Raw genomic sequence first — 23928 nt, forward strand, 5'->3', positions numbered from 1 at the left:
TGCTCATTCCCTTATCTAAAACGATTTACTAAACCGGTTCTCTAAATCGGTTTAGTAAATTATAACACTATGAAAGCGCTATTAAAACAGAAAATTTTGTTTTTTAAAAAATTATTATATGTACTCTTTTTTTCGTCTGATTTGCTAATCTTAAAATGACTTAATTAGAGGCAGAAACGTCCTTTGAGATCGCCCTGATGAGAAATCCATTCTAAGAACTAAAGATAAAAAAGCCCAATTCCTCTCCCATAAGCAGAGAAAAATTAGGCGTAAAACTCGAGTGAACAATATATTCAAGATTGTAACCCCCTATTGAAGATATTCAAGTTAAGGAATGTTGTAGAGGGATAAAGGCAATAGAGAAACACATTATACAGTATTCTCACTTGCCAACAGGAAGATGATACGGGATTTTTCTAAAAGTTTTCAGCCCCCGCCAATCTATTATATGTAATGAACACTAGGAGAAAAAATTTTCTACCACAAACGATCAAGTCTCTAGGTAGAAATAATTTCGCATATGATTAAGTTAGACCAAACGTCAAATATTAACGTAGAACCAAATCATCGTTTGGACACTAGAAACAAAAAAAAGGATTGTATATATTTATAATCAATGATAATATACTATTCAACTAAAAAGTATAACACATTGTCATGAAATCAAAGTTTTAGTATGACACAATACTTTAACAAAACAAATTCTTAAGAAGGGATGGAACTATTGTTAAGCAAATCACTGGCTAACCTTTTTTCAAGTGAATGGTACATATGAGGTGACCATCATGCGGGCGAGCAAACAACGATAAATCAAGAACGGCTAAAGTAATCATGCAAAACTAAACCCTAAAGGATAGGAAGATCGGATGTGAATGAAAAAGAAATTGTCTATGTAGTTTCTGATTCAGTTGGCGAAACAGCCGAGTTGATGGTAAAAGCCGTGACAAGTCAATTTAATGGAGCGGATGTTGAAATCCAACACATATCCTATGTAGAAGGGATCCAGGATCTTAATAATGTCTTGGCTGTAGCGAAATATAGCAACTCCATCATTGCCTACACGATCGTCATTCCCGCTTTAAAGCAATATCTTGATCAGAAAGCACGAGAACAAGGAATTATAGCAGTGGATTTAATGAATCCGCTTATGGAAGCATTTATTGAAAAATTTCATAAAGTTCCCGAACGCCAACCAGGGTTAATGAGGAAATTGGATGATAACTATTTCCGAAGAGTGGAAGCCATTGAGTTCGCAGTTAAATATGATGATGGCCAGGACATACGCGGGATTAAACATGCAGACATTGTATTAGTGGGCGTTTCCAGAACATCAAAGACTCCACTCTCCATGTATTTGGCCCATAAAAGATTTAAGGTGGCAAATATTCCTTTGGTGCCGGAAATCAACCCCCCGGATGAACTTTTCGATATTCCGAAAAGTAAGTGTGTTGGTTTAGTGATCACACCAGATAAATTGAATGAAATTCGTGAGGAACGATTGAAAAGTTTAGGGTTAACCACCCATGCGAATTATGCAAACTTAGAACGGATTCTTGAGGAACTCGATTATTCTGAGACGATTATGAAACGAATTGGTTGTCCAATTATTAATGTCTCAAATAAAGCCGTAGAAGAGACGGCTGATTTAATATTAGCCATGTTAAAAAAGAGGGGAGCTATAAACTATGAATAAATTTGTCTATACATTCGATGAAGGAGGCAGCGGAAAAAAGGAGCTTTTAGGAGGTAAAGGAGCTAACCTGGCGGAAATGACCCGCATTGGTTTACCTGTTCCTTACGGGTTTACGATTTCAACAGAGGCCTGTAATTCCTATTATGATGCTGGTGAATCGATCCCTGCGGAGATTGAATTCCAAGTAGTAGAAGCCCTTCAAATCCTTGAAGAAAAAACAGGAAAAAAACTTGGAGATCCCGCAGATCCCCTGCTTGTTTCCGTTCGTTCCGGTGCCGTTCATTCGATGCCAGGAATGATGGATACCGTTTTAAACCTTGGGATGAATGATGAAACAGTGGAAGGATTGGCAACTCTTACAGAAAATCCACGTTTTGCCTATGATTCTTACCGCCGATTCATTCAAATGTTTAGTGACGTTGTCCTTGATGTTGATAACTTTTACTTTGAGCAATTTTTAGAAGAAATTAGAGAAGAAAAAGGATATGATTCAGATCCTGAAATGTCCGCAGAGGATTGGCAACAAGTGATTAAAGGATACAAAGGTATCGTCAAAAGACATGCGAAAAGGGATTTTCCTGAGGATCCGAAAGAACAATTATTCCTTTCCATTCGAGCTGTTTTTGATTCTTGGAATAATCAGCGAGCTATCGTGTACCGCCGCCTTCAAAAAATTCCCGGTCACCTTGGAACAGCCGTGAACATTCAAAGCATGGTCTTTGGGAATATGGGCAACGATTCCGGTACGGGGGTTGCCTTTACGCGTAACCCATCTACAGGTGAATCGAAGCTTTATGGGGAATATTTGATAAATGCACAAGGCGAGGATGTGGTTGCAGGCATTCGTACCCCTCAACCGATTGCTACCCTCCAAGATGAAATGCCGGAAGTCTACCAACAGTTTGTTGAAACTAGCAATCTACTAGAAGAGCATTATCAAGACATGCAGGACATTGAATTCACAGTAGAGCGTGGGGAATTATTTATTCTTCAAACACGGACAGGTAAAAGAACAGCGCAAGCAGCAATTACCATCGCCGTTGACTTAGCGGAAGAAAACATCATTAGTAAAAAAGAAGCCCTTCTGCGTGTCGACCCTGACCAGCTTAATCAACTGCTCCATCATCGAATTGATGATTCCTATCAACGGAAGCAGTTAGCCAAAGGATTGCCAGCCTCTCCCGGAGCAGCAACAGGCCAGGCCGTATTTGATGCGGATGAAGCCGAACGATTAGCGAACGATGGCAAAAAGGTGATTCTTGTTCGTCCAGAAACCACCCCTGACGATATCCATGGGATTGTTGCTTCCCAAGCAACGATCACTAGCCGCGGCGGAATGACAAGCCATGCGGCTGTAGTTGCCAGAGGCATGGGCAAGGCTTGTATTTGTGGCTGTGAAGCCTTATATATTGATGTAAAAGGAAAGCAGTTTACAGTAGGAGATGTCATCGTGAACGAGGGCGATCGAATTACCATTGATGGTTCAACGGGTGACATCATGTTAGGTGAAGTACCTATGATCGAGCCGCAGCTTTCGGAGGAGTTTCAATTATTACTTACCTGGGCAGATGAGAAGAGAAAACTTGGCGTAAGGGCCAATGCTGACAACTCGAAGGATGCCGCAAAAGCTATTGAATTCGGGGCTGGCGGAATCGGATTGTGCCGGACAGAACATATGTTTATGGATGTAGACCGAATCCCACTTGTTCAGGATATGATCCTTGCTGAAACATACGAAGAGCGAGAGAAAGCTCTCACAAAACTACTACCCCTGCAGCAAGAAGATTTTGAAGGAATCTTTGAAACGATGCAAGGACACCCTATTACGATTCGTCTACTAGATCCCCCTCTTCATGAGTTTTTGCCTGATAAGGAAGAACTGCTCGTCGATGTGACAAAGCTACAAATCTTAGATCCAAAGTCTAAGGAATTAAAGGAAAAGGAAGACCTTTTAAGAAAAGTTCGTCTATTAGATGAATCGAATCCAATGCTTGGGCACCGTGGCTGCCGACTGGGAATGATTTATCCTGAAATTTACCTCATGCAGGCAAAAGCCATCTTCTACGCAATTTCCAAAATGGTGGAAAAAGGAATGGATGTAAAACCGGAAATTATGATTCCGTTGGTTGGCCATGTCAATGAGTTGAAGGAAATGCGCCAATTGGTCCTCAACGTTGGGGAGCAAATTAAGGAAGAGAAAGGCCAGGATTACAATTATCTCGTTGGTACGATGGTTGAAGTTCCACGCGCGGCGCTCACTGCGGACCAAATTGCTCAAGAGGCAGACTTTTTCTCCTTTGGAACCAATGACTTAACTCAAACGACCTTTGGATATAGTCGTGATGACGCAGAGGGTAAGTTCCTGCAAACCTATATTGACAACAAAGTGCTATTAGAAAACCCATTCGCTTCCCTTGATCAGGAAGGTGTCGGCAAGCTTGTAGAAACTGGTGTCAAACTTGGAAGAGCAACAAAGCCTGGGTTAAAAACAGGAATTTGCGGGGAACATGGAGGAGAAAAACAGTCGATACAATTCTGTCATGATGTAGGGTTGGATTACGTAAGCTGCTCCCCCTTCCGCGTCCCCCTTGCCCGTCTTGCAGCGGCACAAGCCACTATTAGACATGAACAAAAACAGGGTGTGAAAGAGCTTATATAGATTAATAGGAAGGGGCTGTTCCAAAAAGGCAGGGGCAAGCCTCTTTTTTTTCAAATACGCATATACAGCTTTTAATCGTGCATATATCATTGCAAATCGTTCATACCTTTCTTGCCAAATGCTGCTTTCAAAGTAAAAGCTCTACATCGTTTAATAAACGGTGTAGAGGTTTTTTTAGCCGAATTTTTTAATACGTTTAAATTACTGGCGAGTAATGATAAATACCGTCTTTTATCGATTTATCAATTTTCCCTTGGATTTCTAAGTAATCAAGTTGGCCGATGATTTCTGACATAACTAATGAAAACTGTTGATCGTATGTAGAACCGTAATAACTTTGGGCGATTTCTTTTCCAGTTGAAGCGCCTTTTTCAATTAGAGAAATGATTTTATCTCCTTTTTGATCAATACGGTCCAGCCGTTTCTTAACTAAAGCCTGGGGATCGCGAATGACAGATCCATGCCCGGAATAGATAAGTTGAACAGGTAAGGAAGCAATAGTCTTAAGTGACTCGACACTCTGGTGAAGTGTGGGCAGCCGTTCGCCACTTTCATTTGGCTCAACTAACGCATTACTGGAAATATGCTGAATGAGTACATCAGCTCCAAATAAAATCCCTTTTGTTTGTTCCCAAAGCCCTATTTGGTCAGGGGCGTGTCCCGGGAAGTGAAGAGCGTCTAACCCATTAAGGGGAGCTTCCTCAATCGGTAAAAGGTTTGCTTTTACAGCAAGATGACGATTCTTCTCTAAAGAACGTTTTAAATATTCGACCTGATCCTCTCCTCTATCTCTACAGTCAAATTTTCCGTATAAGGCCTCAAAAAACTGGATTCGCTCCCTTAAAAAGGTTTCCTCTCTTTGTAATCGAGGAAAGGCCTTTTTATGAGCGTAGACAGGGATATCATGTTGTTCAATTATGTGATTCACCAGCCCACAATGATCGATGTGGTGGTGACTGAGAACAATACCTGATATATCCTCAAGCTCGAATTGATTTTCTTTTAAAGTTTGCTTTAGAGCTTGCCAGTATGAATCCCCTGTCCAGCCCGCATCAAATAATAGTAACTGGTCTTTAATTAAGAGAAGATAGAAGTTCACCGTTTTTAAACTACCCTGAGTAGGGACTGAGATTGGATAGAATTTTAAAGGAGTCGTTTGAGATTCAATCATGTATGTCCACGCACCTTTTTCAATAGAGTTGTGTTAAGTTCGCAGAGGGATTTTGATAGAATTATACCTCATTTAATACACACATTCCATTTTAATCCATTCTCTACGATAAGAAAATATTACTCGAGATGCCGCGGAGGGTAAGTTCTTGCAAAACTATATTGATAATAGTCGAAGAAATAAGTTAAAAATATTGGCTCTTCTTATTCAAAGAAAGCGTCTCAAGCTGACATTTCCAAAGCATATACTCAGGGTTTTCTGGGATCAGGTACCTTGCGATATAAAAAATGTATTCATCGCACTACTTATCAAAACCTCTTTTCTTTATTAATTATCTCAACGCGATACAATTTATCAATAGAGCATTCACATTGCTCCTATGTGCAGCAATATCCATTCTAATATCTCCACTCACTGTCCAACATCAGAAGGGGTAATAGGTTTTTTTAGAAGTACAGCCTTTAAAAAAATTACATCTTACCTGAACCAATTTCATAATTGCTCTTTTTAAAACGCCAAAGACTGGCAGAATATAAGGGTCTTTTCCGAAAAGGTTCAAAATGGATTCTTATCCAGCCAAATTTTAGTTTCCGTTTTATAAAGAAGTTTGATCACTTTCTATCCATGTTGCTTCACATCGCCCCCTTATCCTGGAGACTCAGCTCCGAGACACTTAGGTCCGTTACGGTATGAGGGCTCGGGTGGCTGGGAAACGACTCGCTTTCCTGCGGCCCCACAGGACGTGGGGTCGTTCGACGTTGGCACAGGACGTGCCGAACTTAGTCGAACTTCCTCTAAACAGCAAGCCTCCTCAGGCGAAGCCTGAGGAGGCTTGCCTCGCTCCTTCTCCCGCGGGAGTCTCGCCGTTTCTCCAGCCACCCCACCTGTTTTGTGTGAACGGAGCCATTCGTATTCCGAATGAGTCTCCCATGTTCAGAGGGCTTCATCCATCATGATGTGGCATAATAACCGCGTCACAGAGAGATTTTCAGCTCTCTGATAGGAAGTTCTTCTGTCGTTTTGGGTGACTTATGAACCTGGAGTGTTTCCGTTCTTCTCACAAACACAAGGAGGCCCGGGGGATTGCGAGACTCCTGTGGGATAAACATGACAGGTGAGACCCCGGAGGAAAGAGTCCGAGGAGGCTCAGCGCATGCCCATGGAAAGCGAGTGATTTCCCGGGCCTCCTTCTCCATCCAAGGAAACGGAAACCTATCTCGAGATTGAGCCTTCCAGATCACTGCCCTTACCTAATAAAAATGATTTCAAATTTCCTACTTGACTAGATTTGGGGAGGTACTTCCTTTTTTAGGTTTTGAATCCCCTGGGGCACAAAGGATTTAATTTATGAAATTCATTCAGCTGACTAAACATTAAAAGCCCACACTACAATGGGCCCAAACGCCGATCCAAGTACAGCACATAATGTCATGGAAACAGAACTCATCGAAACTGATAATTCACCGTACTCTAATGCTTTTGAAGTACCGAGGGCGTGAGAAGCACTTCCAAACGCAATTCCCTTTCCAAGCGAGCTATTGATGCGCACCCACCTTAAAATCATTGGTCCAAGAATGACACCAGAAAAACCAGCAATCATGACAAATACCACGGTTAAGGAAGGTACCCCTCCTATACCTGTTGCAATTTGAATTGCTACAGGTGTAGTGATTGATTTTGGAATGATCGAAAGAATCAAGTCACGGTCAAATCCAAAGACTTCCGCAAATAAAAGTCCGCTTATCATTCCAGAAAACAACCCAATAAACACACCACAGATAATTGGGAAAATATACTCAATTAAAATATGACGATTCTTATACAGCGGATACGCTAAGGCAACAATGGCAGGTCCTAGTAATGAATTTATCCACTGACCGCCAACCATATAATCTTCATAAGAGATGTGAAACATGAAGAGAAGCAGGATAATAAGAACCGTTGTCGTTAGGACCGGAATTAATATTGGGTAAGTAAAACGCAAGTATAACTTGGTCATCGCTAAATAAGCAGCAACAGTTACCAAAATTATAATGATTGCGATAAGGGGTTGGTACACTTCTTTTTCTCCTTTCGCATTGTTGCTTTCTGTTCTAAAAATTGACTGGTGATTCCTGCAGCTATCATGGTCACAATTGTACTCATCACTACAACCAAAAATAAGATTGCCCCGCTACTCGAGATTAGCGATGGATACTTCATAATCCCTACCATAGCTGGAATATATAATAAAGGTAAAAAAGACAATAAAAAACTTGCTCCATCTTCAATTATTTTAAGCGGAACGATTTTGTATAATAAACAAATAAGCAATAAAATTAAGCCAATAATACTTCCTGGGATTGGGATGTGAAAGATATTATGAACAGCATCTCCAATCATTGAAAAAACATATAAAATGCCGATTTGTAAAATAATTCGTATTCCTCTCATCACCCTATGTTGTTCCTTCCCTTAGGCTCTTTTCTAAGAATTTGTTGCTTCTTAAATTTAAAAGACATTGTTTAAGCAAGGTTATTTCTAGTCCTATCTATGACTCTGATCATAAGTAATAGGAACGAAGTGCTTACTATGTTTTAAAAATAGCCACAAATTTTGAGAAAGCAGCCTTCCATTAAAAGTGTGTGTTCAAAAAGTTGACGAATGAGAACGTCGACACGAGCACGTTCCTTGTGCGTCTCAAGAAGGTCGAGGCGCGACAGTTTTGAGGACCACAGCGTATGACTTCCCTACGTGAGGGCCGGGAAAACCGAGCAACGAAGACCTTCGCCGCTGATCATTTGGTGACTTTTTGAACATCCTCATTAAGAACAACTTGTCTCCTTCCTTTTGTTAAACACAATGTTAACAGATATTCCCTTTACTTTTCATTCATTTAATTGTACGATACAACTATATACTTGCATTATACAAACAAATGACGATTTGTCAACGAACAGTTAAAGTATATCTAAGCTAGGGGAAGTATTTTGCAAAGAGGAAATGATAAAACAACTGAAATGATTGAATATGAACTAACGACTTTTATTCGACGAGCTGTTTACGTAGATAACTCAGAAAATAAAATTGGGGAATTAGAGAGACCCGTCTATTTATTGTTAAGGCAGCTAGATGAATTTGGCCCTGCTCGCGTGAAAACATTGGCAGACTCATTTAAATTAGATATTTCAACTCTTTCTAGACAAGCCTCTGCTATAGAAGCAAAAGGTCTAATCTTCCGTTGTTCAGATCCCTCAGATGGAAGAGTTAGTTTGTTTAAAATCTCGGAACTAGGCAGGCAAAAATTAATAGCTGACAAAAAAATGAGGCTCGAGCGCTATCATAACATGTTAAAGGACTGGTCAAGTGATGAAAAAAAATTATTTGGCGAATTGCTAACACGTTTGAATGAAGTATTTATTGAGCGTCAGGATGAAACGGATTCATAACGATAAGGTTTTTGAAAGATAAACAGCCTAATCCCCTTTCAATGTCTAGGGTTATCTACTTCGATAAATCAAGCCTGATGGTATCTTCTATAAAGGTTTCTCCTTTTTCATTTTCCCTTATAAAATTGTCGTGAGGATACATGCTACTGGGATTGTATTCCTTCTAAAGGCCGCATTATGTCTATACACTTGTAATCAAACATTAAATAATTGTTTGATTTTTCAGTAAAATTAGGTATAATGAATTAAAAGCTATTAGGAGGTTTAATCCACATGGATAAGATAGAGCAAAGCTTAGTTGAGGACTTTCAGCGGAAACTAGATAGAGATTTAACCAAAGATGAGAGGGAGCTCATCAAGTGGATGACAGTAAAACATTACTGTGAATATGACAATGCCAAAGAAGAGGCTAAATCATCCAAGGTTGGTTAAATGTTAGGTTTCAGTATGTAGCTGTATATTGTTAAACATGCTGTAGATGTACCTTTCTAGTAATAGCAAATATACTCAGGAATCACAACTTGTTAAGCCCTCCATCTTTATACTTTTCTCTAAGTCTACCCTGCTAATTCCCATTGATTTTGCAACCTGACTAAATCCAATCATAGTAGCTACCCCAAAAGCATTCCTTTGAAAATTGGTCCTAAAATGAGGTTGCTTTTTTTACTAATCTGGTCGCCTTTCATAGGGATAAAGCCTTCCTATTATGGACTCAGAATTATCTTCTTGAACACTCTTAATTACACCTTCTACAATTTCGTCATTCGTTAACCACCTGGATTGGTTTCCTTCTATAATAAAGCCTAAATAAATACTGCTATGTGTACAATTTGACGGAACATGTAAGTTGTCATCATTGAAATACCTTCTACTCCCTTTTACCTGGTACAGCTTCCAATCATTATTCTGTTCAGAAACGATCCTATTTACAATCTCTAATGATTGAAGAGAAGGTGTCCAGCTTACTACTAATGAAATAGCACCGTTTTGCCGAATGCTTTTTCTAACCTGTTCTTCTAATAATGAATGATTGTGGTAGTCCACGATTAAATTGTGGAATAAGTAAGGATCAGCCGCTTTCTCAACTAAATGGCAGTGTTTTTGTTTACTTCTTCCTATTACAGAAACCTTATAATCTATTTCCGTTAGCCAAAGAGACACACCTGCCAACATACCTGTTCCACCTATGATAAGTGCATGTTTTTGAGTCAGTATAACCACCTCATTACAAATTTCTATACGTATTCTGACATGAACCTCCTACCTACTAACCAAGCCTACACTCTCATGAGTCCCTGAACCTTTTAGAACCAACCATTTTACGTGCTATGTCTTTGTCTTAGAAGAAACACCTGCCGATTCAAATGTGGCCATTTCTTTCAACAATAAGGTGGCCGACTTTAAGATAGGGAATGCAACCGCTGCACCTGTTCCTTCACCAACACCCATCCTCATATTGATCAGTGGTTGTTTCCCGATTAATTCAATCGCTTTTTTGTGACCAGGTTCAATAGACTCATGGCCGACAAACATATAATCCACCACTCTTGGCGAAATCAATTTTGCAACAACTGCCGCAGTGGTCGAAATAAAGCCATCCACCAATATCGGCGTACGATCACTGGCTGCAGCAAGCATTGCCCCTGCCATACCAGCAATCTCCAAACCACCAACTTTAGATAATAGATCGATCGGGTCATTTGGATCTGGTTTTCTGTCTAAAATCGCCTTTTCAATGATATTCCTTTTATGTATCACCCTCTCTTTTGTGAGACCTGTTCCACTGCCAACAAGAGTGTCAATAGGTTCACCGCTTACTACTGAAATAATAGCCGAACTAGCTGACGTATTTCCAATTCCCATTTCACCGAGAATCAGGCATTTCGCGCCTCGTTCAATCATCTTCAGTCCTTGTTCATAACCTATTTCCAACGCTTCGATGACTTCAGTCCGTGTCATGGCATTTTCTTTTGCAAAATTTCCTGTCCCGCGTCGAACCTTTTTAACAGTTAATCCTTCCAATGTGATATCCGAATCAATACCAATATCGACAATATTAAAGTAAGCATCTATGGATCTGCTTAGAACATTTATGGCTGCCCCATCATTTAAAAAGTTCCTGACCATTTGTTCGGTTACCTCTTTTGGATAAGCAGAAACCCCTTCTGCCGTCACACCATGATCGGCTGCAAATACAATTACACCCGGTCTAGAGACTTCTGGAAATGAACTCCCTGTTATCTCGGCTAATTCGATGATCAACTCCTCAAGCCGACCTAAACTGCCATGCGGTACGGTGAGCGAATCTACATAGCTTTTCACCCGGACTCCGGCATCTACATCTAATTCAGGGATGGAAAAAGCCGATAATATAGTTTCATTCATCTAATCCCCTCCAATACTTCTATACATTTGCTTTGCCCAATGAGATGGTAAACTATTATCCCTGTAATAAATGCAATCGCTATCGGTATTAAATAAGATAGAATAATAGATAAGGTTGTTACGTCCTGACCTAGTAATTTTGTCGTAAGATCGTTCAACACACTGAATTATTTTTATAGTAAAAAAGGAGTCGTCGAAACCACTCCTTAATTTAAGCTAATTCTCGTTCAAGGCTGTTGCATCTTGAATGAGGGAGGTAGAAGCTTCTGGCAGAACCGACAAGTACTAGTATTCCGACAATTATGGATGCGTAAGTGAATACGCTGGAAAATTGTTTGCTTTTTTAATTCATAATGAAGTTCATCCTTTTTACTTTACATTTGTTTGATAGACATAGATATTTTTCATATTAACATAACCATAAATCCAAGCAATCTCATGCATGATACTATCTTTCGGATTCACTTCCAAAAATATTATCTGGCGTTAGATAAATGGCGTCTGATCATTTTAGAATAGATCCTATTAAGCTGGTCTAACCGTAATTTCATTTACATTTACGTGATCTGGCTGAGTCACAGCATAAATGACTGCTCGTACAATATCAGTCTTTCACGTTTTCTCGGCCACTTTCAAATGGACTCTCTAACTCTTTTTTTGTGGGCCTATAAGGGTAGCCACAATACCGATCAATCCATAAACTATAAAAGAAGTAACATAGCCCATGTCCCAATAAACCAGCCAGCGAGTATTGAACCTATGACTTGCCCCACCGCCAAGAGTAAAAATGGAACGCCAATACCTAATGATGCATTCGTAATAAATACACGGATTCCCCAGACAAGAAGAACTCCGGTTAAAAATATATAGGAGCAACCGAAGAGTCCAGCCGATAAGTAAGTCATTAACAAATTTCCAGGTGAAAAAGATAGAACGATCGAAGCTGAAGCAATCGACAAACTCCCTAACTTATAAGCTAAAGACAGTCCCCCTTTTCAACTAGAGAACCTGAAAACCCTCCTAGTACACCAAATAGTCCTATGATGACCCAAAATCCAGAAAGTTGCCAATCACTATAATTACCAGCCACTTCAATAAAAGATCTGGAAAATGTCCAAAAGGCCGCTGTGGAAATTCCCAGGGTAAGGGATGCTAAAATCAAAGGGGCGGCTCCTTTTACTCCTCGTATAGATAGGTCCCCTGTTTTAAACATCAACCTCGAACTCGTCCCGGCTTTCGGAATCGCTCGGAAATTCCATATCAATATCAGGAATGTCAAGATCGCATAGATCAAATAGGTCAGTCTCCAATTCGGTGTTAATAAAATCGCTCCTATCCCAGAAAGGGCTATGCCAAAACTTGTTCCTGAATTGATCCATGTGTTCGCTCTTCCTTGTACATCCTCTTTCATCCAAAGCGATATCGCCGCGCCATAAGGTGGAGAGATCAAACCTGTGCTCCCTCCAGCCAATAACACTCCCAACGCAAGCACCCATACATTTGGAGTGATACCTATCAACAGCAATCCAGCAAAGGCTGACAGTCCAGCTGAGATAATCATCCTTCTTGGTCCTTCTTTTGTGGTAATCACAGTGGATAGAATGATCGTGAAGCAATAGGCTAAATAAAACAGAGAAGAAATCATCCCTGATACAAACTCGGACATTTCCAGTGATTCATTGATCGCCGGGAGAAGTAACCCAAAACTAAACCTCGCCAATCCATAGGTAACAGCAATCATCGTAACTCCAGGTAAAACTAATTTTGAAAATTTCATGGTATTCATCCTAACTGTAAATTATATAGAACGACCTTTCTAATTTTCAGGTAAAAAAATTACGATGTATGTTGGACAAGTGTCCTCGCCATCGCAATAGAATGTTCTGTTGCTTTCTCTGCACCAATTAATGTCGTCATGGAAGTGGTTCCTTCAAGCAGCAATGTAAATCGATGAGCTAAGTCTCGTTCGTTATCTTTCCCTTTCCTTTGAGCCAAATGCTGAAAATATTTGAGCAATTTGGATTTGTGCCCTCTTGCAATGTTTTCAATCTCATTATTCGTTCCCGCATAATCTTCTATCGCTCTTAAAAACATACATCCTTTGTAAGATTGTTCTTTTAACCAACGGCCATGAGCTTCAACAGCAAGGATGAAAGGCGAATCTGAATCCATTTCTACATGTGAATCCAAATAAGACCAATAGTGTTCTTCCCGCTGCTTAAGTACTTCTTCGACCAAATTGTCCTTGGAAGAGAAATGATTATAAAGCGTCATCGTAGCTACATTCGCTTCACTGATGATTTGCTTCAATCCCACTCCATGAAATCCGTGCTCATAAAATAACCGTTCAGCTACTTTAAGTAATGTATCTTTTTTTATAGATCGACTCATGTCATCCACTTCTCCTTTATTTAGATAGAACGACCTTTTCATCTTTAGAATATCAATTTACTGCTTCTATAGTCAAACCATTTTTGTTGTTAAAAAGAAATATTCTAAAGCTCCCTCTCGTACGAAAAATATTAAACCGCAATTGACAATAATCTGTTAACTATCTAACTCTTATTTTTTGTTTTATTCTTCTAAGCAACCCCAAATCCCGCCTACCCAAAAAGAGGCTGCCCCTTAAGTGAAAATCACTTTTGGGACAGCCCTCTATATCATTTATGATAATTCTGTTTCTCCCATTAAATAGAGATCACATTCCCTTGCGGCTGCCCTTCCTTCGTTGATTGCCCATACAATCAAGCTTTGGCCGCGCCGGATATCGCCAGCAGCAAAAATTCCTTCGACATTTGTTGTAAACGTTCCATAGTCGGCTTTGACGTTTGATCTTTTATCGGTTTTGACGCCAAGCTGCTTAAGAAAACCTTGTTCTGGTCCGCTGAACCCGATCGCCAATAAAACGAGTTGGGCTGGCCAAACTTTTTCCGTGCCGGGGATCTCTTTTCTTATGCGCTGCCCCTGCTCATCTGTATAGGTTTCAACGTTGATCGTATGGACTTCCTTCACGTGGCCGTTTTCATCACCGACAAATTTGGTTGTCATGACAGCGTAGGCACGGGGATCTTGGCCAAATACCGCAGCCGCTTCCTTTTGACCATATTCAACTCGGTGGATGATCGGCCACTGCGGCCAGGGGTTATCCTCCTCGCGAACGTCACCTTTTTCAGGGTAAATATCAAATTGCGTTAGACTTTTGCATTCGTGACGAACGGATGTGGCGAGGCAATCGGTTCCTGTATCCCCGCCGCCGATTACGATTACATCTTTCCCTTCAGCGGTGAGGAAATTACCGTCCTTATGGTTGGAGTCCAATAGACTTTTCGTGTTTTGGTGGAGAAAGTCCATCGCGTAGTGCACGCCTTTTAACTCCCTGCCCTCTACTTCTAAGTCACGATGCTGTGTGGCCCCACCGCAAAGAACGGCAGCATCAAAATCCTTTTGTAATTGTTCTAACAGATAATCTTGGCCCACTTCGGTGTTTGTAATAAAAGTAATTCCTTCCTCTTTGAGAAGATTCACCCGTCGTTTAACGACGCGATAAGGAAGTTTCATGTCGGGGATCCCATATGTCAGCAGCCCGCCAACCCTGTCATGGCGTTCAAATACGGTGACATGATGCCCGGCTTTGTTAAGCTGGGCGGCACACGCCAATCCCGCTGGACCTGAGCCGACAACAGCTAGCCTTTTTCCGGTTCGAACGGAAGGGGGCTCCGGTTTCACCCATCCTTCCGCAAACCCCTTTTCAATAATAGAAAGTTCAATCGTCCGGATGGCTACAGGAGGTTCATTAATGCCCAGGACGCAGGCTCCTTCACACGGCGCTGGACAAGCCATTCCCGTAAATTCCGGGAAATTGTTCATTTGGTGTTCCCGTTTGAGCGCTTCTTGCCATTGTTCTTGATAAACGAGGTCATTCCACTCCGGAATCAAATGATAGACGGGACAACCGGACGTCATCCCATCAATCATAGCTCCCGTTTGGCAAGTCGGGACCCCGCAATCCATGCAGCGTGCCCCTTGTTCCTTCACCTCTTCTTCCGGCATGGGAAGCGTGTATTCTTCCCAGTCCTTCGTTCGTTTTAGGGGGTCGCGCTCAGGCCTTGGCTCACGCTCATATTCCATAAAACCAGTCGGCTTTCCCATTTGCTCAGCCTCCTACCCGATTATTTCAATGCTTCTACTGCTTTTTTGCTTTCCTCAAATGCTGCCAGTGCTGCTTTGCTTTTACTTAGCCCGCTTGCTTCCAGATTTTTAATTCTTTTCTTCATTTCTAAATCATCTTTAGGGATGACCTTAACAAACTTTGGCAGCAAGGTCTTCCAATGATCTAACACTTTTTTTCCACGGGCACTGTTCGTGTAGTGGACATGTTTTTCGATCAGCTGGTAGACCTCTTCCATTTCTTCTTTATCTGTCAACGATTGCAGGTGAACCTGTTCTATATTGCAATTTATGCGGAAAGGTTGTTCAGCATCGTCAAGCACATAGGCAATTCCGCCTGACATGCCGGCAGCGAAATTTTTTCCGGTTGACCCTAACACAATTGTCCGTCCCCCGGTCATATATTCACAACCGTGGTCACCGATGCCTTCCACGACGACATAGGCGCCGCTGTTTCTTACACAAAAGCGCTCTCCGGCCACTCCATTGATATAAGCTTCGCCCGCCGTAGCCCCGTAAAAGGACACGTTCCCAATAATGATGTTTTCTTCTGCTTTAAACGTACATTTTTTTGATGGACGGACAATGATTTTTCCGCCTGACAGCCCTTTCCCTACATAGTCATTGGCATCGCCGATCAACTTCAGCGTTAATCCTGCAGGAATAAAGGCCCCGAAGCTCTGACCGGCCGAACCTTTGAACGTCAAGCGTATCGTATCGTCAGGCAGTCCTCGCAAGCCATAGCACTTCGTGATTTCTTGTCCGAGCATCGTTCCGGCAACACGATTGATGTTTCTGATCGAAAATGTGCCTTCGACCGCTTCCTGATGTTCGATTGCCGTCTGGCAAAACGGGATAAGTTCCTGCACATCCAAAGATTTATCCAAGCCATGGACTTGTTCGGTAGTTGCATAGCGGCTAACACCTTCTGGGACATCAGGCTGGTAAAGAAGCGGGGTTAGGTCAAGACCCTTGGCTTTCCAATGGTCAATCGCCTGGTTGGCTTCTAGCACATCAGTTCTTCCAACCATCTCATTCAACGTTCTGAACCCTAGCTCAGCCATCAATTCGCGTACTTCAGCAGCAATAAAACGCATAAAGTTGGCTACATGATCAGCTTCACCTATGAATTTTTTTCGCAACTCCTCATTTTGTGTGGCCACACCGACTGGACACGTATCAAGGTGACATACCCGCATTAAAATACAGCCCAGGACAACGAGCGGCGCGGTTGAAAAACCGTATTCCTCTGCGCCAAGTAAAGTGGCAATGACGACATCACGGCCTGTCATCATTTTGCCGTCTGTTTCCACAACAATGCGATCACGCAAACGATTCATAAGCAGGGTTTGGTGGGTTTCAGCCAGACCAATTTCCCATGGCAGCCCGGTATGCTTAAGACTGGTCCGAGGGGCTGCTCCAGTCCCGCCGTCATAACCACTGATTAAGACAAGGTCCGCCCTTCCTTTTGCCACACCTGCTGCAATAGTGCCAACCCCAACTTTCGAAACGAGCTTGACGCTAATTCGCGCCTTCGGGTTTGCATTTTTTAAGTTATGAATCAATTCAGCTAAATCTTCAATCGAGTAAATATCATGATGCGGCGGCGGTGAAATCAGTCCAACCCCTGGTGTGGACCCTCTCACCTCCGCGATCCATGGGTACACCTTTTTCCCGGGAAGGTGGCCTCCCTCCCCTGGTTTCGCTCCCTGCGCGATTTTTATCTGAATTTCATCGGCATTCACAAGAAAATGACTATTGACACCAAACCTGCCTGAAGCTACCTGTTTAATGGAACTTCGGCGCCAATTTCCATCGGCATCCGGGGTAAAACGCCCCGGGTCTTCCCCGCCTTCACCCGAATTGCTTTTACCTCCAATCTGATTCATGGCAATGGCAAGTGTCTCGTGGGCTTCCTGGCTGATCGAACCGTAGGACATCGCCCCAGTTTTAAACCGCTTGCAAATGTCTTCGACGGATTCGACCTCTTCTATGGGAATCCCGTCTCTCTTCTTAAAAGAAAGCAGGCCGCGGATCGATTGTAAATTGCGGTTAGTATCCGTGAGCATCGCGGAATATTCTTTAAACATTTGATAATTATTCGAGCGGCAGGCTTGCTGGAGCTTATGGATCGTTGCCGGGTTATACTGATGATCCTCCCCGTTTTTACGCCACTGAAAGTCGTCACCGGAAGCCAATGTTTTGACGCCGCCCCTTTTGAATTCAAACGCTCTTTTATGCCTGATTAATACTTCCTTTTCTATCGTCTCCAGGTCAATTCCGCCTAAACGCGACGCCGTGCGGGTAAAATATTTTTCAATGACGTCTGCGTCAAGCCCGATCGCCTCAAAGATTTGAGCCCCGCGGTAACTTTGAATCGTTGAGATCCCCATCTTTGATAAAACCTTTACGACACCCTCGGTCGCGGTATTGATGTACGTTTCTATAGCTTCCTCAAAAGATACTTCACGGAGCTCTCCCTTCCGAATAAGCTCGCCCAGTGTTTCAAACGCTAGATAAGGATTGATCGCTTCTGCCCCAAACCCGAGTAAGGCCGCAAAGTGATGGACTTCCCTCGGTTCCCCGGATTCAACCAGCAGACTAACCTTCGTGCGCATGCCCCTTCGAATTAAATGATGATGCAAACCAGACACCGCAAGCAGAGCGGGAATGGCAGCATAGTGGGCATTCATGCCGCGATCAGACAAAATCAACAAGGAAGCTCCATCATCCATCGCTGCATCCGCTTGTTGAAAAAGGGTTTCTAATGCTTGTTCCAACTGACCGCTCTCGTCAGCGGCCTCAAACAGGATGGATAATGTCTTGGCTTGAAAATTTTCTAACTGCGAACTGCGCAGCTTTTCCAACTGCTGATTGGTCAAAATTGGTGTGTCCAAACGAATCTGTTGGCAGCTTTCTGGCTCGGGGTTCACTAGATTTTCTTCCCCGCCAATTGTCGTTGCTATAGCGGTCACAACTTTTTCCCTAATCGCATCAATGGGCGGATTCGTTACTTGGGCAAAAAGCTGTTTAAAATAATTGTATAAAAGTTGAGGGCGCTTCGATAAAACAGCGAGAGGTGAATCGTACCCCATCGAACCGATCGGATCTTTTCCATCCGTGATCATTGGCTTTATCAATTTGTTTAACTCTTCTGTTGTATAGCCAAATGCCAGCTGTTGTTCAACGAGCTCATCAACATTTAGTGGAGAACTCTCAGGCTGCTTCTCTTTAGGTCCCGGCATATCATCTAAATGAAGTAAGTGTTTGGACAACCATTTTTGATAAGGGTGATCTGTCGCAATTTGGTGTTTAATTTTTTCATCAGGAATAATCTCCCCTTTTCCAAGTCAACTAGCAGCATCTTTCCTGGTTCCAGCCTTTCCTTCACCTCAATATCCTCGGGGTCAATATCTAGCGCACCGACCTCCGAGCCTAAAACGATCTTACCGTCTTTTGTGACATAATAGCGCGCCGGCCTTAACCCATTTCGGTCGAGACAAGCCCCGATTTGCCGGCCATCTGTAAAGACAACCGCCGCCGGTCCGTCCCACGGTTCCATTAAACAACTATGATAATCATAAAAAGCTCGTTTTTCCTTCTTCATATTTTCATCGTTCACCCACGGTTCGGGGATCATCATCATGGCTGTATGGGCAAGCGACCGGCCGGACAAATGAAGGAATTCAAAACAGTTATCAAAAATGGAGGAATCGCTGCCATCTGTATCGATAACAGGCAGCACTTTTTTAAGCTCCTCCCTTTGAAAAATTCAGATTCACACAAGGACTCTCGCGCCCTCATCCAGTTGACATTGCCTCTTGCTGTGTTAAATTCACCGTTGTGAATTGTAAAACGGTTCGGATGGGAACGCTGCCAGCTCGGAAAGGTATTCGTACTAAAACGAGAATGCACCACCGCTAAAGCAGATTTAAAATCACGATGATTTAAATCTCGATAAAAAGAATCGAGCTGCTCAGGGATAAGCATCCCCTTATACACAATCGTTCTAGTTGATAAGCTGCAAATATAAAAATCCTCAGCTTCTTCAATCTCTGAGGCGTACATTTCTTTTTCCAACCGTTTTCGCAGAATATATAATCTTCTTTCGAACGTCATTTGATCCCTTATTTGATCAGATCGTCCAATAAATACTTGACGAATAAAAGGTTTTGTCTTTTTCGCAAGGTCGCCGACAAAGGAATCATTGACAGGAACGGTACGCCATCCAAGAAACGGAATGCCTTCACTATCAATCACACTTTTCACTAATTCCTCCGCCTTTTTCCTACCTTCCGTACGCTGTGGGAGAAAGACCATGCCAACCCCGTATTTTCCTTCTGCGGGAAGAACAATGTTTTCTTTATCACACTGCCTTTCAAAAAAAGTGTGAGGGATTTGCGTTAGTAGACCGGCCCCATCTCCAGTGCTTGTGTCGGCCGATTGTCCGCCGCGATGCTCGAGGTTACATAGAATAGTAATCGCATCCTGAACAATATCATGTGATTTATTTCCATTAATATTGGCAATCATCCCAATTCCGCATGCTTCATGTTCATTTTCCGGATGATATAAACCTTGAGGAGCAGGATATCCGTGATTTTTCATAACAGCACCCCTTCTTTTATTAATTGTGAACGCGATGGATATGTATATATTCCCCTAAGTAAACTTGTCCCAATTTTACCGAAAAGGAAATCCATATCTATTTTTTGACAAAATGATCCGCTATCTTGAACACCACTCATATTTTTCCATTATTCTTATTGTCTACTTTTTCCTCTCGATCATACAAAAAACATGATTAACTCCATCATTGATCTCAAATTCACGGAATACCTTCTACAGGTTTTAAAAAAATATATAAATATTAAAAAAATTACAAAAAACGACGATATTTTTACTTTTTATCCTATATAATTATCAGTGGGTTAAGGTTATTGAGCGTTGTCTTAAGACAATTCACATAACAGACGGTTGGATCAAGGAGTATTTTTGCATATTTAACCTACTCTTGGAGTGTTTATACGAGGAGAAATGTTGATGAAAAAATATTGTTTGGAATCATTTCAAACTTTGGTACTGAAACCATTTAGTTATATCTCTATTCATGCTTTAGCTAAAGATCCTGGGGACCCGGGGATGGGGTAATTGAAAGAAGGCTGTGTACTGTCTAGACTAATCTCCCGCTTGATTCTCATCTAGACCAAAAAAACACAAACGTAAACATCCACGTTTACGTTTGTGTTTTTGATACAACTATTATTCTTTGTAATGTTCTTTCTACCAAAAAATGTCCGCCAGTTCACCACCTATTTCCTTGCCATGCACAAAATACCACCAACCAAATGTGGAAGCGAAGCCAATACTGCTAGAAAAAATGGAAAAATAATCATGAACAAAGAAGGAAAAAAGGATAAGTTCCCTGCTGTTGCTTGTCCGGCAAAAAAGCATGTAAGAATACACGCTACTGCGGCAGATAAAAGAAAAAAACTCCAGCCCTATTTGACCTCCTATTTTTAATTAGAAGTATTGTAGCGATGATCCCGAAAATTACGCCTGCCATCGGTATAATAATAACCATTACACCTACCAGAACAACCAATAATAACACGACTATGATAAATACTGACATGCCAGGTTGAGTACTGGCATGATACAGATCAGAGATTATACGATAGAGTCGAGGCAGGGGATAGAGATAAAAATGACTACATTTAAAATGCTGCCGATCACGCCAAGAATAATTTCGATATTTCCTCTCATCCCTGTCTTCTCCTTTTTAACCACAAAGCGCAACACCTGAGTTCTTATGTCTATTTTTCGACCCTCTGAAGGCTTCACTTATCTTAAGCCTCCAGTATCCAATAAGCGTGCTCTTGCTTAAACATGACCTTCTTATGATAGGTTTTTAAATTGTGGTGCGTGCTTCATTGCGAATTTGACAATTTGATTATAAGTTTTAGCTGCAAATTCCTTTTTAGACGGAGTGTAAAGTTTTGCTGTACCTTCATCGATGATTTTGATTCTAGAACCACCGCGAACATACAAAGTCACGTATAAAAAAGGATGGTCTAATCGATTTTTTAAAAGGAAGTCTTTAGGAAAGTCTGCATTGATCAAAAGACGGTCCTCTACATGTTTCAGGGACAATTGACTATAAAACTGAAGATTTTTTACTTCGCGAATAAACAATAATGCTGCACTCCTTTTCGTTCTTCTTCCATAAGACTATCCTTATTTTAAGTACAGATATGATATTCACTTCTAACAGAAAATAATCATTACTACTGCTAAGTATACCATCACACTTTTAAGGCCACGTAAATTTATCGGCAGCAAACCTTATTAAAAGTCAGACTGCCAGAACCTATAAGAAATGCAGACGCACTAAAAAGACGCTTTCCTTATAAGGATAAGCGCCACTTTAACAGAATAAGGTCAGATTCCCCCCTTTTTCTAGGATTATCGTTATCACGGCAGGAGTCCGAATTTGCTTTTTGAGCTAGCCAATATCGCTTATCATTATAAGCGTTTATCGATGCAGGATTAAATCTTTTTCAATGTCAAGCATATTTGGTTAAGGAGGATCAAATAAATAAGTAATACTATTGCACAGATACATGTGGATAAATTCACACAAACCCCCCTCCCCCTTTTGCAAAGAGGTAGAGGGTTTAGTCAACTTATACAATCTAATGTTGAGAGAATGATCGTACATCTTTTGCCACGTTCACTCTACCTATCAGTTTAGCAGCATCCTTATCCAATACTTCTCCGTACACATTGTAAATATCTAATTGCTTATCAAACTCTAATTCCATCGTATATGATCGAGGAGCCAGATCGGGAACAGTCCCTTCAAATATGAATCGACTCGGCCCTGTTTGTTCTACTAAGGTAAAATTAATCTCCTGCTCCCCAATCTCCCCGCTAAGCTGTTGATTACCGATCAGCATCACATAATCATCAAAAGTCACTTCCACCTCAATGGTATCCCCCGGGCGGTACACATTTGACTCTTTTGATACTACATTGAACGAGTCTAATTTAGGAGCCGGTTCGTCTTTATACTTATTCCACTTCACAAAATCCGTGTTAAACCTGATAAAATCCATTTCTGTATTCGCCGTTCCCTCGTAAAACAGCCCGATTTTACCATTTGATAGATTGGTGAGACTGGAATATCCATAATGCCCTTCCTTGACTAGCTGCTCATACTTCCAGTCAAACGTATACTTTGTATGCCCGTTCTCATAGGTCCCGACTTCCTCAATTAAACCTAATCTTACGGTGCCATTTATACGACTGCTTGGATCATTCGCACTTGAGAAAACAACGGCTTCCTTCCCATTGACCTGTCCGTCATACCGAATAGCCGACATTTGACTGTATGGGGCAACTAACTCTTTCTCTGTTACCACTTTAGAATGCCAGGTTTCGCCACCGTCAAAACTCGTTGCAATTTGTGCATAGCCAGAATGATTCCGCATAAACATTTTGAGCTGGCCGTCCGGCATTTCTACAACTTGCGATTCCGTAATTTCATACTCACGATTGGTAAAGGTTTTCTCATCAATCACCTTGCCCCCCTCTACGACCCTACCTTCATTAGGGGATTCTCCGCGGTACCAGGTTTTCCCCTGGTCATCACTGTAAATCACAGCACTTGCCTGTCGATTATTTTCATTGAGAAAATAAACCGGGAACACAAGTCTCCCTTTGTTTGGCCCTTTGGTTAATTGAATGCCGTTCCCAGGACCTGTACCTAGAAAAATCATCCACTCTTCTTTTACTTGAGCATTTAGATCAATAGGACCTTGCCACGCCTCCCCTTCATCATCACTGTAATACAACTCAAGATAGGACGTTTTAAATGGTTTCAAAGGAGATGTTTTGCTAAAAATGTTATCTACTTTCTCCCCATCTAGATACAAATTCCTGTCCTCATCGACGGTATATGAAGTGACTTCTCCTGAATCATCATACACCTTGCCTTCTTCCCTAATTGTGTAATCGTTTTCATTTTCGTCAGTGAGAAACATATACTCTTCTTCATTTACTGTCTTGAAACCTGTTCCCTTATAGGCATTCGTACCAAAACCGCCCATCAATCCAGCTCCATGAGGAAACCCGTCTACGAGGGCAAAGATTCGTTTATTCGATTGATCCTGCAAGAAAGACAAGTCAATGTTAGAGGCTTGATCAGGGTAGTCGTTGATGACAATGCCATCTTCCTCCCACGTTTTCCCCTCGTCAAAACTTCTTCGGATGACGGCATCAATATTATTTGGCGAGTCAGCACCACTCTCCATACGGCGATCTATTCCGGCAATTAACGTGCCGCCTTCAGTTTGAAGCAGTGCGGGGATTCTATAGTTACTGGAATCCATAAATCCTGGATAAAAAAGGCTTTGAGGATCTG

General features: G+C 41.7%; 15 protein-coding genes and 2 pseudogenes. 4 read left to right on the plus strand and 13 right to left on the minus strand.

What is annotated here, in order from left to right; all coding sequences use genetic code 11:
• Positions 1 to 868 precede the first annotated feature (868 nt).
• Both MUO14_RS07135 and ppdK read left to right on the plus strand, forming a co-directional pair.
• Complete coding sequence (locus MUO14_RS07135) at positions 869 to 1693, plus strand: pyruvate, water dikinase regulatory protein (protein WP_244754555.1); 825 nt, start codon at positions 869 to 871, stop codon at positions 1691 to 1693.
• Entirely contained in the window at positions 1686 to 4352 is a 2667-nt protein-coding gene (gene ppdK / locus MUO14_RS07140; RefSeq protein ID WP_244754556.1) for a pyruvate, phosphate dikinase, read from the plus strand. Before MUO14_RS07135 ends, ppdK begins: the two co-directional genes overlap by 8 nt.
• 196 nt (positions 4353 to 4548) lie before the next feature.
• Here ppdK and MUO14_RS07145 read toward each other — a convergent pair whose 3' ends face one another.
• The 3 genes from MUO14_RS07145 to MUO14_RS07155 form a co-directional block, all read right to left on the minus strand.
• A complete protein-coding gene (locus MUO14_RS07145) occupies positions 4549 to 5523 on the minus strand; it encodes an MBL fold metallo-hydrolase (protein WP_244754557.1) in 975 nt (324 codons plus the stop codon).
• A gap of 1366 nt (positions 5524 to 6889) precedes the next feature.
• Positions 6890 to 7582: an LrgB family protein gene (locus MUO14_RS07150; protein ID WP_244754558.1), complete on the minus strand. Its 693-nt coding sequence runs from the start codon at positions 7580 to 7582 to the stop codon at positions 6890 to 6892.
• Entirely contained in the window at positions 7552 to 7956 is a 405-nt protein-coding gene (locus MUO14_RS07155; protein ID WP_244755503.1) for a CidA/LrgA family holin-like protein, read from the minus strand. The genes MUO14_RS07150 and MUO14_RS07155 overlap by 31 nt, the downstream gene beginning before the upstream one ends.
• Positions 7957 to 8522: 566 nt before the next feature.
• Here MUO14_RS07155 and MUO14_RS07160 point away from each other — a divergent pair.
• Both MUO14_RS07160 and MUO14_RS07165 read left to right on the plus strand, forming a co-directional pair.
• Positions 8523 to 8951, plus strand: a complete 429-nt coding sequence (locus tag MUO14_RS07160; protein ID WP_244755504.1) for a MarR family winged helix-turn-helix transcriptional regulator — start codon at positions 8523 to 8525, stop codon at positions 8949 to 8951.
• Between the two features lie 273 nt (positions 8952 to 9224).
• A complete protein-coding gene (locus MUO14_RS07165) occupies positions 9225 to 9383 on the plus strand; it encodes a hypothetical protein (RefSeq protein WP_244754559.1) in 159 nt (52 codons plus the stop codon).
• A 234-nt stretch (positions 9384 to 9617) separates the two neighbouring features.
• Here MUO14_RS07165 and MUO14_RS07170 read toward each other — a convergent pair whose 3' ends face one another.
• The 10 genes and pseudogenes from MUO14_RS07170 to MUO14_RS07215 all read right to left on the minus strand — a co-directional run bounded on the left by MUO14_RS07170 (position 9618) and on the right by MUO14_RS07215 (position 23896).
• Complete coding sequence (locus tag MUO14_RS07170) at positions 9618 to 10124, minus strand: Rossmann-fold NAD(P)-binding domain-containing protein (protein WP_244754560.1); 507 nt, start codon at positions 10122 to 10124, stop codon at positions 9618 to 9620.
• 153 nt (positions 10125 to 10277) lie between these two features.
• Positions 10278 to 11336: a nicotinate-nucleotide--dimethylbenzimidazole phosphoribosyltransferase gene (gene cobT, locus MUO14_RS07175; RefSeq protein ID WP_244754561.1), complete on the minus strand. Its 1059-nt coding sequence runs from the start codon at positions 11334 to 11336 to the stop codon at positions 10278 to 10280.
• A 525-nt stretch (positions 11337 to 11861) separates the two neighbouring features.
• Positions 11862 to 11942: pseudogene (locus MUO14_RS07180) on the minus strand (oxidoreductase); the annotation flags it as partial.
• 95 nt (positions 11943 to 12037) lie between these two features.
• Positions 12038 to 12295 carry a hypothetical protein gene (locus MUO14_RS07185; protein WP_244754562.1) on the minus strand — a complete coding sequence of 86 codons (258 nt, stop codon included), beginning with the start codon at positions 12293 to 12295 and terminating at the stop codon, positions 12038 to 12040.
• Positions 12296 to 12312: 17 nt separating this feature from the next.
• Complete coding sequence (locus tag MUO14_RS07190; protein ID WP_244754563.1) at positions 12313 to 13113, minus strand: MFS transporter; 801 nt, start codon at positions 13111 to 13113, stop codon at positions 12313 to 12315.
• Between the two features lie 59 nt (positions 13114 to 13172).
• Positions 13173 to 13727, minus strand: a complete 555-nt coding sequence (locus MUO14_RS07195) for a TetR/AcrR family transcriptional regulator (RefSeq protein WP_244754564.1) — start codon at positions 13725 to 13727, stop codon at positions 13173 to 13175.
• Between the two features lie 273 nt (positions 13728 to 14000).
• Positions 14001 to 15485, minus strand: coding sequence for a glutamate synthase subunit beta (locus MUO14_RS07200; protein WP_244754565.1), 1485 nt, complete (start codon positions 15483 to 15485; stop codon positions 14001 to 14003).
• Positions 15486 to 15505: 20 nt separating this feature from the next.
• Positions 15506 to 20111 (minus strand): annotated as a pseudogene (gene gltB / locus MUO14_RS07205) (glutamate synthase large subunit).
• A gap of 1290 nt (positions 20112 to 21401) precedes the next feature.
• Entirely contained in the window at positions 21402 to 21698 is a 297-nt protein-coding gene (locus MUO14_RS07210) for a hypothetical protein (RefSeq protein ID WP_244754566.1), read from the minus strand.
• 500 nt (positions 21699 to 22198) lie between these two features.
• Complete coding sequence (locus MUO14_RS07215) at positions 22199 to 23896, minus strand: sialidase family protein (protein WP_244754567.1); 1698 nt, start codon at positions 23894 to 23896, stop codon at positions 22199 to 22201.
• Between the last annotated feature and the right edge of the window lie 32 nt (positions 23897 to 23928).

The organism is Halobacillus shinanisalinarum (assembly GCF_022919835.1).
In the GTDB taxonomy this organism is placed as follows: domain Bacteria; phylum Bacillota; class Bacilli; order Bacillales; family Halobacillaceae; genus Halobacillus_A; species Halobacillus_A shinanisalinarum.